Annotated in this window: 11 protein-coding genes; 7 read left to right on the forward strand and 4 right to left on the reverse strand. The window is 72.3% G+C overall.

The annotated features are described in order from the left end of the window. Positions 1-18 precede the first annotated feature (18 nt). Genes ACFY3D_RS25105 through tkt form a run of 3 tightly spaced genes read right to left on the reverse strand, consistent with a single transcriptional unit; the run spans position 19 to position 4,872 of the window. Entirely contained in the window at positions 19-1,647 is a 1,629-nt protein-coding gene (locus ACFY3D_RS25105; RefSeq protein ID WP_389983280.1) for a glucose-6-phosphate isomerase, read from the reverse strand. A gap of 7 nt (positions 1,648-1,654) precedes the next feature. Next, entirely contained in the window at positions 1,655-2,758 is a 1,104-nt protein-coding gene (gene tal / locus ACFY3D_RS25110) for a transaldolase (protein ID WP_389983283.1), read from the reverse strand. Between the two features lie 2 nt (positions 2,759-2,760). Further along, complete coding sequence (gene tkt, locus ACFY3D_RS25115) at positions 2,761-4,872, reverse strand: transketolase (RefSeq protein WP_389983286.1); 2,112 nt, start codon at positions 4,870-4,872, stop codon at positions 2,761-2,763. A gap of 303 nt (positions 4,873-5,175) precedes the next feature. On the opposite strand from tkt, the gene ACFY3D_RS25120 reads away from it, so the two are divergent. Then, on the forward strand, positions 5,176-6,129 hold the full coding sequence (locus ACFY3D_RS25120; protein ID WP_350947761.1) for a heme o synthase: 954 nt from the start codon (positions 5,176-5,178) through the stop codon (positions 6,127-6,129). A gap of 349 nt (positions 6,130-6,478) precedes the next feature. Next, on the forward strand, positions 6,479-7,741 hold the full coding sequence (locus tag ACFY3D_RS25125) for a PrsW family intramembrane metalloprotease (protein ID WP_389983289.1): 1,263 nt from the start codon (positions 6,479-6,481) through the stop codon (positions 7,739-7,741). Between the two features lie 230 nt (positions 7,742-7,971). Here ACFY3D_RS25125 and ACFY3D_RS25130 read toward each other — a convergent pair whose 3' ends face one another. After that, positions 7,972-8,976, reverse strand: coding sequence for a heme A synthase (locus ACFY3D_RS25130; protein ID WP_389983292.1), 1,005 nt, complete (start codon positions 8,974-8,976; stop codon positions 7,972-7,974). A gap of 232 nt (positions 8,977-9,208) precedes the next feature. Between ACFY3D_RS25130 and ACFY3D_RS25135 the strand changes: the two genes are divergently transcribed. The 5 genes from ACFY3D_RS25135 to ACFY3D_RS25155 all read left to right on the forward strand — a co-directional run bounded on the left by ACFY3D_RS25135 (position 9,209) and on the right by ACFY3D_RS25155 (position 14,583). Next, complete coding sequence (locus ACFY3D_RS25135; protein ID WP_389983295.1) at positions 9,209-10,453, forward strand: NAD(P)/FAD-dependent oxidoreductase; 1,245 nt, start codon at positions 9,209-9,211, stop codon at positions 10,451-10,453. Between the two features lie 106 nt (positions 10,454-10,559). Further along, the gene (locus tag ACFY3D_RS25140; protein WP_389983298.1) at positions 10,560-11,039 is read left to right on the forward strand and encodes a (2Fe-2S)-binding protein; all 480 of its coding nucleotides are present in this window, start codon (positions 10,560-10,562) and stop codon (positions 11,037-11,039) included. Between the two features lie 7 nt (positions 11,040-11,046). Continuing rightward, the gene (locus ACFY3D_RS25145; protein WP_389983301.1) at positions 11,047-12,561 is read left to right on the forward strand and encodes an NAD(P)/FAD-dependent oxidoreductase; all 1,515 of its coding nucleotides are present in this window, start codon (positions 11,047-11,049) and stop codon (positions 12,559-12,561) included. Then, the gene (locus tag ACFY3D_RS25150) at positions 12,558-13,451 is read left to right on the forward strand and encodes a dihydrodipicolinate synthase family protein (RefSeq protein ID WP_350947755.1); all 894 of its coding nucleotides are present in this window, start codon (positions 12,558-12,560) and stop codon (positions 13,449-13,451) included. The genes ACFY3D_RS25145 and ACFY3D_RS25150 overlap by 4 nt, the downstream gene beginning before the upstream one ends. Before the next feature lie 130 nt (positions 13,452-13,581). Further along, positions 13,582-14,583 (forward strand): proline racemase family protein, encoded by a 1,002-nt coding sequence (locus ACFY3D_RS25155; protein ID WP_362897327.1) that lies wholly within the window; start codon positions 13,582-13,584, stop codon positions 14,581-14,583. Positions 14,584-14,645: the final 62 nt, after the last annotated feature.

The following is a 14,645-nucleotide window of genomic DNA, read 5'->3' on the forward strand; positions in this document are numbered from 1 at the left end:
CGAACCTCCGGCGATCCATCAGACCTCCCGCGAGGCGGCGAGCAGGCGCGCGACTCCGGCGGCGCGGTCGGTCAGGTGCAGCCGTACGGCGGGACGCCCGCGGCTGGCCAGCGCGCCCAGGTCGCCCAGGGCCTGGGCGAGCTGGAGCCGGCCCAGGGTGTAGGACTTGCCGGGGACCTCGACATCCTCCTCGACCGCACCGGTGATCTGCAGGAACACCCCGTTCTGCGGGCCGCCCTTGTGGTACTGGCCGGTGGAGTGCAGGAAGCGGGGGCCCCAGCCGAAGGTGACCGGACGGTCGGTGCGGACGGCGAGCAGCCCGCGCAGCGTCGCCGGGTCGGCGCCGCTCCACACGTCCGTCATCTCCTCGAACGAGGCGCCCTCGGCGTACGGGGCGTCGAAGGCCGCCTCACGGTCGAGGTAGGCCATCACCGCGAGGTAGCCGCGCTCCGGGATCGCCTCCAGCAGCCGGGTGAACACGTCCGACAGGTCCTTGACGTCCTCGGAGCCGGGGAACTCGCCGTACACCTCCACCGGGCCGTCGACCAGGATCGGGGTGCCGACCGGCAGCTCGGCCTGGTCGAGCAGCTTGGCGGTGTTCTCCTTGGACTCGGCCACGTTCGGCTGGTTGAACGGGTCGATGCCGAGGACGCGGCCCGCGACGGCCGTGGCGTACTCCCAGACGAGGAACTGCGCGCCCAGCGGGCCGGCGACGGTCACGACGCCGTCGGTGTCGATCCCGGCGAGCAGCTCGTCGTCGGCGTCACCGGGGTCGGCGCCCACGACGGGCAGGATGCCCTTGCCGGACTTGCCGGTGGACTCGGCGACCAGCTGCTCGATCCAGTCGGGCAGGCCGTTGATCTCCGACAGGCTGTCCTCGATCACGAGCTTGTCGCGCCCGGCCGCGGCGGCGGCGCCCAGGGCCGCGCCGAGGTCGAGACCGGGGTTGCCCTCGGTCCGCGACAGCAGCGGCGCCACCTCGGCCGCGTCGTCGAGCAACCGCTCGACGTCGGCGCCCGCCAGCGCGCTGGGCACCAGGCCGAACGCGGTCAGGGCGCTGTAGCGGCCGCCCACGTTCGGGTCGGCGAGGATCACCTGGTAGCCCGCCTCGCGGGCGCTCGCCTCCAGGGGCGAGCCGGGGTCGGTGACGACGACGATCCGCTTCGCCGGGTCGATCCCGGCGTCGCGGAAGGCCTTCTCGTAGATCCGCCGGTGGCTGTCGGTCTCGACCGTGCCGCCGCTCTTGCTCGCGACGACCAGGATCGTGCTCTCCAGCCGGTCCTCGAGCGCCCGGCGCACCTGGCCGGGGTCGGTGGTGTCGAGAACGGTGAGGGGCACGTCGGCGGAGGTGGTGATGACCTCCGGGGCGAGGGAGGAGCCGCCCATGCCGGCCAGGACCACGTGGTCCAGGCCCTCGGCACGGGCCCGCTCCACCAGCGCGCCGATCTCGGGAAGCAGCTGCCTGCTCGTCAGCGGGAGGTTGAGCCAGCCGAGCCGGATCGCCGCCTCGGCTTCGGCCTCGGGACCCCACAGGGTGGGGTCGCCGGAGGCGAGGGCCTGGGGGACCCCCTCGGCGGCGAGCTGTCCTGCCGTCTCCGAGGCCTGCTCGGTGAAGTCGTCCTCGCTGAACGTCACGGACACTGACATATGGTCCTCACGCCTTCTTCAGCTCGGAGGAGACGGTCTCCAGCAGCTCTTTCCAGGAGGCCTCGAACTTGCTCAGGCCGTCCTCCTCCAGGAAGCGCACGACATCGTCGTAGTCGATGCCGGCGTCCTTGAGCGCCGCCATGGTGTTCCAGGAGTCCTCGTAGGAGGAGCGGACCGTGTCGCCGGTGATGTTGCCGTGGTCGCCCGTGGCGTCCAGGGTCTTCTCCGGCATCGTGTTGACCGTGCCGGAGGTGACCAGCTCGTCGACGTAGAGGGTGTCGGGGTAGTCGGGGTTCTTCGTCCCGGTGGAGGCCCACAGCGGGCGCTGGGCCCGCGCACCGGCCGCGGCGAGCGCCTGCCAGCGCGGGGACGCGACGACCTCCTCGAAGGCGGCGAAGGCGAGGCGGGCGTTGGCGACCGCGGCCTTGCCCTTCAGCGCGAGCGCCTCGGGGGTGCCGATCTTGTCCAGGCGCTTGTCGATCTCGCCGTCCACGCGGCTGACGAAGAACGAGGCGACCGACTCGATGGCCGACAGGTCCAGGCCGGCCTCCTTGGCCTTCTCCAGACCGGTCAGCCAGGCGTCCATCACGGCGCGGTAGCGCTCAAGGGAGAAGATCAGCGTGACGTTGACGCTGATGCCCTCGGAGATCGCCTGCGTGATCGCGGGCAGACCCTCGACGGTGGCGGGGATCTTGATGAACAGGTTGGGCCGGTCGACCAGCCACCACAGCGCGCGCGCCTCGGCGACGGTCTTGTCGGTCTCCCTGGACAGGCGGGGGTCGACCTCGATCGACACCCGGCCGTCCACCTGGCCGGTGGCGTCGTAGACCGGCCGCAGCACGTCGGCGGCCCAGCGGATGTCGTAGGTGGTGATCGCCCGCACGGCCTCCTCCACGTCGACACCGCGGATCTTCAGGTCGCGCAGCTGGCCGTCGTAGGCGTCACCCTTGCTCAGCGCCGAGGCGAAGATCGTCGGGTTGGAGGTGACACCGACCACGTGCTTGTCGTCGATCAGGGACTGCAGGTTGCCCGTGCGCAGGCGCTCACGGCTGATGTCGTCCAGCCAGATGGAGACACCCTGCTCGGAGAGCTTCTTCAGGATCTCACTCATGATCAGTTTCCCGTCGTCTCGCCCTTGTCGGCTCCGGTCTTGGCGAGGCTCGCCTTGGCGGCGGCGGCCACGCGCTCGGCGGTCAGGCCGAACTGCTCGTAGAGGGTCTTGTAGGGGGCCGAGGCACCGAAGTGCTCCAGGCTCACCACCACACCCTCGTCTCCCACGAACTCCCGCCAGCCCAGCGCGATTCCCGCCTCGACCGCCACACGCGCGCGCACCGCCGTGGGCAGCACCGTCTGCCGGTAGGCCGCGTCCTGGGCCTGGAACCACTCCACGCACGGCATCGACACGACCCGGGTGGCGATGCCCTCCGCCTCGAGGAGCTCGCGGGCCTCGACGGCGAGCTCGACCTCGGAGCCGGTACCGATCAGGATCACCGAGGGCTGCCCGTTGGAGGCGTCCCGCAGGACGTAACCGCCGCGGGCGACCTTGTCCGCGTCGCGGGTGCCCTCGTAGACCGGAAGGTTCTGGCGGGTGAGCGCCAGCGCGGCCGGGCGGTCGTTGTGCTCCAGCACGACCTGCCATGCGGCGGCCGTCTCGTTGGCGTCGGCCGGACGGACCACGTCGAGACCGGGGATGGCGCGCAGCGCCCACAGGTGCTCGACGGGCTGGTGCGTCGGACCGTCCTCGCCCAGACCGATGGAGTCGTGTGTCCACACGTAGGTGACCGGCAGCTTCATCAGCGCGGCCAGCCGTACGGCCGGGCGCATGTAGTCGCTGAACACCAGGAACGTGCCACCGTAGGGGCGGGTGCCGCCGTGCAGCGCGATGCCGTTGAGAATCGCGCCCATGCCGTGCTCGCGGATGCCGAAGTGCAGCGTGCGGCCGTAGGGGCCGCCGGGGAAGTCCTTGGTCTGGAACTCCTCGGGGATGAAGGACGGCTCGCCCTTCATCGTGGTGTTGTTGGACTCGGCGAGGTCGGCCGAGCCGCCCCACAGCTCGGGCAGCACCGGCGCGAGGGCGCTAAGCACCTCACCGGAGGCCTTGCGGGTGGCGACGGAGGAGCCGATCTCGAAGGTCGGCAGCGCCCCGGTCCAGTCGGCGGGAAGCCGTCGCGCGGAGATGCGGTCGAACTCGGCGGCGCGCTCGGGGTTGGCCTCGCGCCAGCCCTGGTAGAGCTTGTCCCACTCCGCCCGCGCGGCCCGGCCGCGCTCGACGACCTCGCGGGCGTGCTCCAGGACCTCGGAGGGGACGTCGAAGCTCTTCTCGACGTCGAAGCCCATGACCTTCTTGGTGGCGGCGACCTCGTCGGCGCCCAGCGCCGAGCCGTGGATCTTGCCGGTGTTCTGCTTGTTGGGCGCGGGCCAGCCGATGATCGTGCGCAGCCGGATGAACGACGGCCTGCCGGTCTCGGCGCGGGCGGCCTCCAGGGCCTCGTACAGCGCCTGGACGTCCTCGACGTACTCGCCCGTCCGCGTCCAGTCGACCGTCTGGGTGTGCCACCCGTACGCCTCGTAGCGCGCGACGATGTCCTCGCTCAGCGCGATCTGGGTGTCGTCCTCGATCGAGATGTGGTTGCTGTCGAAGACGACGGTGAGGTTGCCCAGCCTCTGGTGGGCGGCGAGGGCGCTCACCTCGTGGCTGATGCCCTCCTCGATGTCACCCTCGGAGGCGATGCACCAGATGTTGTGGTCGAACGGGCTCGTGCCCGGAGTGGCGTCCGGGTCGAACAGGCCGCGCTCGCGGCGGGCGGCCATCGCCATGCCGACCGCGTTGCCCAGGCCCTGGCCGAGCGGGCCCGTGGTGGTCTCGACGCCGACGGTGTGGCCGTGCTCGGGGTGGCCGGGCGTGAGGCTCTCCCACTGGCGGAGCCCCTTGATGTCGTCCAGGCTCAGGCCGTAGCCGGAGAGGAAGAGCTGGATGTAGAGGGTCAGGCTGCTGTGACCAGCCGAAAGGACGAACCGGTCACGGCCCGCCCACGAGGGGTCTGACGGGTCATGTCGCATCACCTGCTGGAACAGCAGGTAAGCGGCCGGCGCCAGGCTCATCGCGGTGCCGGGGTGACCCGATCCCGCCTTCTCTACCGCGTCCATGGCCAGGGTGCGTACGACGTCGACCGCGCGGCGGTCCAGGTCGCTCCATTCGAGGGCTGGCACGAGTTCAGTGCTCAAGTGCTCGATCTCCGGATCTAATCGTGTGATGGTGGCGCCGGTCTGGTATTTCCCGCCCACACCGGACCCTAACGGGTTCGACCTGGCTACCGGGGCGTAGGTCGGCCCGAGACGGGTCCGGGGGGTCGGCAGGCGGCGCGCCTCCCCCGCGGGGAGTCCCCTCGCGCCGCTTCCGCACCCCGTGCCGGGACCGGCCTCCCCTGCAACTACAGTGAGTCCTCAGGGCCGGCTGGTGCCCGCATTCACGGATCCGCTCTAATCAGAGGTTACGCGTTGACCCCGCACGTGCTGGAAGCACCTTAGATGGTGCTCACCGACAAGCAATCGACGGCCCCGCCCGAGGCGGGCACGGCCACCGAGGCCGCGCCGCGCTCCTTCGGCGACGTCGTGAAGGCCTACGTCGCCCTCACGAAGCCGCGGATCATCGAGCTGCTGCTGATCACGACGCTGCCGGTGATGTTCCTGGCCGCCAAAGGGCTGCCGCCGCTGTGGATCGCGGTCAACACCCTGGTGTTCGGCACCCTGTCGGCCGGCAGCGCGAACGCGCTGAACTGCTACATCGACCGCGACATCGACGCCGCCATGCGCCGCACCCGGCGCCGCCCGCTCGCCCGCGACCTGGTGCCGCCGACGAACGCGCTGATCTTCGGGCTCATCCTCGGCGTGGTGTCCACCGTTGGGCTCGGCCTGGCGGTGAACTGGCTCGCCGCCGGCCTGTCGCTGGCCGCGAACCTGTTCTACGTGCTCGTCTACTCGATGATCCTCAAGCGCCGGACCTCGCAGAACGTGGTGTGGGGAGGTCTCGCCGGCTGCATGCCCGTGCTGATCGGCTGGGCGGGTGTCACCGGCCGCCTCGACTGGGCCCCCGTGGTGCTCTTCGGCGTGGTGTTCTTCTGGACGCCGCCGCACACCTGGACCCTCGCGATGCGCTACCGGGAGGACTACGCGGCGGCGAAGGTGCCCATGCTCCCCGTGGTCGCCACGGAGCGCCGCGTGGTGCTGGAGAGCATCGTCTACACCTGGGCCACGGTGTTGTGCTCGCTGCTGCTGTGGCCGGTGGCCGGGACCACCCTTCTCTACCCCGCGGTGGCCGTCGTCCTCGGCGCCGCCTGCCTGTGGGAGGTCCACCGCCTCCTGGCCCGGGTCAACGCGGGCAAGACCGGTGTCGACCTGCGCCCGATGCGCTTCTTCCACTGGTCCAACGCCTATCTGGCGCTGCTCTTCCTGGCCGTCGCCATCGACTCGATGCTCGTCTGAGACCCGGATCGTCTCGCGCGGTCTCCTCGGGCGGTGCCCGTTTCCGTGCCCCGGCGACGGGGGAGACGTCTCCCGGGGGAAGATGTTCTCTTGACCGGCCTGGGGTGGGCCTGACCGTGGGGAGGGTGTTTCGTGGTCTTCGGTAAATCCCGGGAGCCTGATTCCGGTTCCGGCCGCGAGCGCGGCTCATCGCCCGGCACGGTCCACGGATTCGAGGCTCCCGTCCGGCCTCGCCCGCTTCGTGGCGGGGGGCGGCCGAGGGGTGGCGGCGGGGCGAAGTGTGGCAACCTTCGGCCGATAATCTCCCGATTCGAGTCGTGGGGTGGACACCAAGGGTTACGGTGGCCACATGGCCGGCCGTGACCCCCGCTGGGTGCTCAGGGACCGTCCGTCGGTCGGACTGATCGTCGGGCTCGTCCTCACCGGGGTGTGCGCCCTGGTGTCGTTCTCCTTCGACGTGCTGAACGGCGATCCGGTCTACTTCTTCATCGCCCTGTGCCTCGCGCTGGCGCCCGTCCCGGTGCTGCTGGCCGCGGTGCTGGCGCTCGACCGCATCGAGCCCGAGCCGCGCGGCAACCTGATCTTCGCGTTCGCCTGGGGCGCGGGGGTCGCGGTCCTGGTCGCCGGAGTGATCAACTCCTTCAACCTCGTCTACATCGAGAACACCGTCCAGCTGGGCTACGACTACGCGCGCAACATCGCCGCCACCTTCGGCGCGCCCGTGGTCGAGGAGACGATGAAGGGCCTGGTCCTGCTGGGCCTGCTCAGGTTCAGGCGCGCCGAGCTGGACGGGCCCACCGACGGCATCATCTACGCCAGCATGGTCGGCCTCGGCTTCGCCATGAGCGAGAACGTCAGCTACTACGTGGCCGCGCTCAACGAGCTGGGCGCGCAGGGCCTGGCGGTGACCGTGGTGCTGCGCGGGGTCCTCTCGCCGTTCGCCCACCCGCTGTTCACCTCCATGATCGGTGTCGCGGTGGCCTACGCGGCGCAGCGCCGGGGGCCCGGGCGGCTCTTCGTCATCGCGGCCGGGTGGGTCGGCGCGATGCTGCTGCACGGCATCTGGAACGGCTTCGTCTCCTACGCCGGCCTCGGCGGCCTGGCTGTGGCCTACCTGCTGCTGATGGTCGTGCTGTTCGTGCTGATCTGGATCATCTTCCGCGACCGCAAGCGCATCATCGGGCTCATCCAGACCTACCTGCCCGCCTACTGGGCGACGGGGCTGGTGTCCGCGGGCGACGTGGTGATGCTCTCCTCCCTGCAGGGGCGCCGCCACGCCCGGCAGTGGGCCAAGCAGCACGGGGGCAGGACGGCCCTGCGGGCGATGAGCGACTACCAGCTCGCGGCCACCGAACTCGGTCTGCTCCACGAGCGGGCCAGGGGCCACGTGATCGACGAGCCCACCTTCAACGAGGAGCAGCGGGCGCTGCTGGAGTGCATGGCCGGTGCCCGCGCCCAGTTTTCCGGGCCGCCCGTCACGGGGAACGCTCCGGCCGGCCACGCCTCCGGCCCGTCCTACCCGCAGGACGGCCCCCCTTATCCGCAGGGTGGCCTCCCCGGTCATTCTCAGGGGGGTCCCGGTCACCCGCCGCCGAGCGGGCCGTTCCACTAGTTCCACCGGGCTGGTTCCACCGGGCGTGTTCGCACCCGCGACATCCGTCCTGTCGTCGCGGGTCGGTGGCCGCGTCGATCCGGTGTGGAGGATCACCTTTCCGTAGCGGATCGGAGCGCGGGGCCGGGCCACCGGCTCGGAGGCGGGCGCGCGTCACGGTCGGCTCATGCGCGGGGCCGGGAGACGCGGCCTCGTCCGCGGGGGCGCGTCACGTCCGCGTCACAGGGGCCTCAGGCGCGGACGGCGTCGAGCTCGCCGGTGACCGCCTCCGAGGCGTCCCGCGGCCCGGGTGAGCCGGTCGCGAAGACCACCCGCAGCGTGCAGACCCAGACCAGGGTCGCGCCGAGCACGTGCAGGTTGACCAGGGCCGCGGGCACGCCCAGGAAGTACTGGACGTATCCGATGACCCCCTGCGCGGCCTCCACGCCCAGCAGCGTCCACGCGGTCCGCCGGGCGTACCCGGGAGCGTCGGTGATGTGCAGCGCGAACGCCAGCGCGAAGGTGAGGCCGATCACCACGTAGGCGACGTCGGCGTGGATCCTCGCCACGGTCTCGATGTCGAAGCCGAACCTGGAGGCCATCTCGTCGCCCGAGTGCGGCCCGGTGCCGGTCACCACCACGCCCACCACGAGCAGGGTGAACACGGCGGCGACGAGCCCGAAGACGAGCGTGCGGACATGGCGGTGGATCCGCTGCCGGGGTGGGGAGCCGTCGCCCGGGCTCTCGTTCAGGCCGGCGCGGGCGTACAGCGCGTACGCCGCGGCGATCATGCCGATGGAGGCGAGGAAGTGCACGCTCACGGTGACCGGGTTGAGCGCGCTGCGCACGACCAGGCCGCCCCAGAGTCCCTGGAAGGCCACGCCGATCGGCTGCAGCCAGGCCAGCCTCACCAGGTCGGGGCGGCGGGCCGGTAGCCGCAGGGCGGCGATCAGGCAGGCCACGCCGACCGCGAGCACCAGGAAGGTGAGCAGCCGGTTGCCGAACTCGATCGCCATGTTCAGCGGTGAGATCTCGTCGTGGGCCACCGGGATGAAGCTCTCCGGCGTGCACCGTGGCCAGGTGGGACAGCCCAGGCCGGATCCGCTGACCCGCACCGCGGCGCCCGTCACCGTGATCCCGACGTTGACGACGACCGCCGCCAGCGCCCAGCGGCGCAGGGTGAGGAAGGTCGGCGGCCCCACGATTCGCGCCGATCCGGCGGCATACCGGCGAGCCTGGTCAAGGAGGTGGTTCACGGCTCACATGCTAGGCGGCGAGGGGGGTGGTCCCACCGTGGACCCCGGCGGACCCCGGGTGGCGGTCACCGGGCGCGAGGCGCGTACCACGGGACGGCGTGCCGTACGCCCCTGGGGGTAGAGGTGGGCTTGAGTCGAAGTTTTGCGTGTGATGTCCGTTTAGGTGCATTGATCCGTTTAAAGGTATGTGACATAGTACTGACGGGCCCGAGGTGCGGGAACGAGGTGAGAGATGCCGGACGTCGTGGTCGTCGGTGCCGGGGCCGTGGGGGCCGCCTGCGCCTACTACGCCGCCCGCGCGGGCCTGGACGTCGTGGTCGTCGACCGGGGGGCGGTGGCGGGCGGTACGACCGGTGCGGGCGAGGGCAACATCCTGGTCTCCGACAAGGAGCCGGGACCCGAACTCGACCTGGCACTGCTCTCCAACCGGCTCTGGCGCGACCTGGCGGGGGCCGCGCCAGAGGGCGGGGCCCGAAACGGCGCGCCGGGGGACGAGCGCGCCGACGCCGGACCGGGCGGTGCGGGAGCGGGCGTCGTGGACCGGCCCGTCACGGGCGGCGGGTTCGAGTTCGAGGCCAAGGGCGGCCTGGTGGTGGCCGAGACGGACGAGATCCTGGAGGCGCTCACCGACCTGGCGGGAAAACAGGGGGTCGAGCACGTCGCCGTCGCCGCGGGGGAACTCGGCGACTACGAGCCCCACCTGGCGAAAGGGCTCGCCGGTGGCGTGTTCTACCCGCAGGACGCCCAGGTCCAGCCCATGCTGGCGGCGGCCTCCCTCATCCGGAGAGGCACGGAACGGTTCGGCCGCGGCGCCCTGATGCTGCGCACGGGCGTCACGGTGACCGGCTTCGTCACGGACGGCGACCGGATCGCCGGGGTCACCACCGACCACGGCGACATCCTCGCCGGAGCCGTCGTCAACGCCGCGGGCACCTGGGGCGGCGAACTCGCCGCGCTCGCCGGCGCGCACGTCCCGATCCTGCCCAGGCGCGGCTTCGTCCTGGTCACCGAGCCGCTCGCCGGGCCGTTGATCAGGCACAAGGTCTACACCGCCGCCTACGTCACCGCGGTGGCCAGCGACTCGGAGGGGCTCCAGACGTCCGCCGTCGTGGAGAGCACCCCGGCGGGGCCCGTGCTCATCGGCGCCAGCCGTGAGCGGGTCGGCTTCGACCGCACGATGTCGGTCCCGGTGCTCGAACGTCTCGCCCGTCAGGCCGTGGAGCTGTTCCCCGCCCTGGCGGCATACCGGGTGATCCGCGCCTACTGCGGTTTCCGCCCCTACTGCCCGGACCATCTCCCGGTGATCGGGGAGGATCCCCGAGTTCGGGGGCTCTACCACGCCTGCGGTCACGAGGGGGCGGGCATCGGCCTGGCCCCGGCCACCGGCCACCTGATCGCCCAGCTCCTGACCGGCCTGGGCCCCGACCTGGACCTCACCCCCTTCCGTCCCGACCGCTTCACCCGGGAGGCGTCTTGACCTGCTCCCCGAGCCTGAACCGGAACCCGAGCCGAGGTCCGGAGCCGGAGCGGAGCCCGAACTCGAACCGGAGCCACCACCGGGATCCCTCCCACGGAGGTGCCCGATGAGGGATCCGTACCGTCTGGTGGGGGCGCGGCCCGAGCCGGAGTTCGAGATCAGCGTGGACGGTGTTCCCGTCCCGGTGATCCCCGGCCAGAGCCTCGGCGCCGCCATGCACGGCGCGGGCATCCGCTCCTGGCGCACCACCAGGTTCGCCGGGCGAGCGCGCGGGCTGTTCTGCGGCATCGGGGTCTGTTTCGACTGCCTGGTCACGGTGAACGGAACCCCCTCCCTGCGCGCCTGCCTGACCGAGGCGCTCCCGGGAGACCGGGTGACCACCGGCGGTCCTCCATCGCCGTCCCAGGGCGCGCAGGAGGCCCCGCGAGACCCCGGGGAAGAGGCCGGAGCCGGACCGGGGGAGCGGGCGTACGCTCCGGATGTGGACGTCTCCCCTGATTCCGGCACCTCCGGTATGGAGGAGGACGTCCCGGGCGCGCACCCTCCTCGTGCTCCCGGCGTCTCCGATACGCGGAGGGAGGGATGAGCGGCCGATGACGCGGATTCACGATCTCGCCGTGATCGGTGCCGGTCCCGCCGGGGTCGCGGGCGCGCTCACCGCGGCCCTCTCAGGGCTGGACGTCGTACTGGTCGACGGGGCCACCAGGCCGGGCGGCCAGTACTTCCGGCGCCCCGCCGAGGGCTTCCGCGCCGCGCGGCCCGGCGCGCTGCACCGCGGGCTCGACAGGTTCACCCGCCAGTGGGAGACGCTTCGCGAGCGCGCCGAGGTGCTCCTGCGCCACCGGGTCTGGGCGGTCGAGCGCGCGGACGGCGCGATCACCGTACGGTGCCTGGAGGGAGACCGCGAGGAGCGGCCCCGCACGGTGACCGCGCGAGGGTTGCTGATCGCCACCGGCGCGTACGACCGGCCGCTGCCGTTCCCCGGCTGGGACCTGCCGGGGGTGCTCACCGCGGGCGGCGCGCAGGCACTGCTCAAGGGCGACCTGGTCGGTGCGGGAAGCAGGGTCGTGGTCGCCGGTACCGGCCCGTTCCTGCTGCCCGTCGCCGCGGGCCTGGCGGACGCCGGGGCGCGGGTGCTCGGCGTCCACGAGGCGAACGGCGGGTTCGGGCTCGCCAGGCACCCGCTGCTCGCCGCGGGCCGGGTGGGGGAGGCCCTCGGGTACGGGGCGCGCCTGGCCCGCCACCGGATCCCGTACCGCCGCCGCGAGGCGGTGGTCGCCGCGCACGGCGACACCGCGCTGACCCACGTCACGGTGGCGAGCCTGGACGGCGACTGGCGGCCGACGGCGACGAGGACCGTCGAGTGCGACACCCTCGCCTGCGGTTACGGATTCGTCCCCCAGCTCGACCTACCGGTCCAGCTGGACTGCGCCACCCGCCGCGACCTCGACGGCAGCCCGGTCGTCGCGGTGGACGCGGGCATGCGCACCAGCGTGCCCGGCGTCTACGCGGCGGGGGAGTCCACCGGTGTCGGCGGGGCCGTGCTCGCCGAGGTGGAGGGACGCCTCGCGGGCCGGTCCGCCGCCGCCGACCTGGGCCGCCCGGTTCCTCCGGACCCGGCCCTGACCCGGCGCGCGGCCAGGCTCTCCGCCTTCGCGCACGCCCTGCAGGAGGCCTATCCGGTACGGGCCGGCTGGCAGGACTGGCTCCGCGACGACACCCTCGTGTGCCGCTGCGAGGAGGTGCCCCTGTCGGCCGTACGCCGGGCACAGGCCATGGGGGCCGCCGACGCGCGCTCCGTCAAGCTTCTCGCGCGCCCGGGGATGGGGTGGTGCCAGGGCAGGATGTGCGGCTACGCGGTCGCGTGCCTCGCCGGGGAGGACCCCGCGCCGCCCCGGCGCCCGATCGCCCAGCCCGTCAGGCTCGGCGACCTCGCGGCGGCGACGTCCGCCTCCCCCGGCCGAAGGGAGGCCCCGCCGGCTCCGGAGGAGGCGGAGAGCTTGGCGGAGACGGGCGCACCGGAGGTTCTCCCGCGTCCGGCACATGCGGAACCTCCGCCGGCCCCGGCGACGGATCGGCCCGAACCCCCTCGGAAGGACGAACGATGACGACCCCCGCGAAGCCCTGGCACGGTGTGACGGTGGCCACCGCGCTGCCCCTGGGAGAGGACCTCTCCGTCGACCTGGACGGCTACGCCGAGCACTGCCGGTGGCTGGTCGCCTCCGGGTGCGACGGCGTCGTGCCGAACGGATCGCTGGGCGAGTACCAGACGCTCACCTCCCGGGAGCGGGCCTCGGTCGTGGAGACCGCGGTCGCCGCCGTGGGCGGCGACCGCGTCATGCCGGGTGTCGCGGCCTACGGGGCGCTGGAGGCCCGCCGGTGGGCCGAGCAGGCGGGTGAGGCCGGGTGCCGCGCGGTGATGCTGCTCCCGCCGAACGCCTACCGCGCCGACGACAGGACCGTGGTGGAGCACTACCGCGAGGTGGCCGCGGCCGGTCTGCCGGTGGTGGCCTACAACAACCCCTTCGACACCAGGGTGGACCTCACCCCCCGGTTGCTGGCCACCCTGCACGCCGAGGGCCTGATCGTCGGGGTGAAGGAGTTCAGCGGTGACGTCCGGCGGATCTACGAGATCGCCGAGCTCGCCCCCGGGCTGGACGTGCTGGCCGGGGCCGACGACGTACTGCTGGAGCTGGTCACCGCCGGGGCGGTCGGCTGGGTGGCCGGATTCCCCAACGCGCTGCCCGAGTCGACCGTCGCCCTGTACCGGGCGGCGGCCGCGGGGGACACGGCCACCGCGCTTCCGCTCTACCGCGCGCTGCACCCGCTGCTTCGCTGGGACTCCAGACCGGTGTTCGTCCAGGCGATCAAGCTCTCCATGGACCTGGCCGGCCGCCGCGGCGGCCCGTGCCGCCCGCCCAGGCTCGCCCTGGTGCCCGAACAGGAGGCCGCCGTACGCGCCGCGACGGAGAAGGCCCTCGCCGAGGGACTGCGTTAGTGGGTCGTCCCCGAACGTCGCCCCGGTATCGCCGCCCGGTGACCGGCTCCCGCCGGATCTGCCCTCCCCCGGCAAGGTCGTGTGACGGTCCAGTGGAGCGCCCCCACATCCCTTCCCGCGAGGAGCGTCGATGAGAACGAAGAGGATCTTCCACGCGGTGGACTCCCACACCGAGGGCATGCCCACCCGAGTGATCACCGGGGGAGTGGGGGTCATCCCCGGCTCGACCATGGCCGAGCGGCGCGAGCACTTCCTCGCCGAGATGGACCACGTCCGCACCCTGCTCATGTACGAGCCGCGCGGTCACTCGGCGATGAGCGGGGCCATCCTGCAACCGCCCACCCGGCCGGACGCCGACTTCGGCGTGCTCTACATCGAGGTCTCCGGTTGCCTGCCCATGTGCGGGCACGGCACCATCGGCGTCGCCACCGTCCTGGTCGAGACCGGGATGGTCGAGGTCGCCGAGCCGGTCACCGTCATCCGGCTGGACACCCCGGCGGGGCTGGTCGTCGCCGAGGTCAGGGTCGAGGACGGCGCCGCCACGGAGGTGACCATCACCAACGTGCCCTCCTTCAGCGCCGGGCTGGACCGCGCGGTCAAGGTGCCCGGCCTCGGGGAGGTCGTCTACGACCTGGCCTACGGCGGCAACTACTACGCGATCCTGCCCATCGAGTCGGTGGGCCTGCCGTTCGACCGCGCACACAAGCAGCGGATCCTCGACGCGGGTCTGGCGATCATGGAGGCGATCAACGAGCGGGACGAGCCCGTCCATCCACTGGACCCCGGCATCCGCGGCTGCCACCACGTGCAGTTCGTCGCGCCAGGTTCCGACGCCGGGCACTCGCGGCACGCGATGGCGATCCACCCCGGCTGGTTCGACCGCTCGCCGTGCGGCACCGGCACCAGCGCCCGGATGGCCCAGCTGCACGCCAGGGGCGAGCTGCCTCTGGAGACCGGCTTCGTGAACGAGTCGTTCATCGGCACCCGCTTCGTCGGGCGGCTCGTGGCCCGGACGGAGGTGGGGGGCCTGCCCGCGGTGGTTCCCACGATCACCGGGCGTGCGTGGGTCACCGGCACCGCCCAGTACTTCCTCGACCCCCGCGACCCGTTCCCCGGAGGTTTCCTGCTGTGACACCGAAAGCTGTGACAGCAGAGCGCGCCGACCCGGTACGAGCCGTCTGAGCTGCGGATACG

Source organism: Streptosporangium sp. NPDC000509, from assembly GCF_042898365.1.
Classification (GTDB): Bacteria; Actinomycetota; Actinomycetes; order Streptosporangiales; family Streptosporangiaceae; genus Streptosporangium.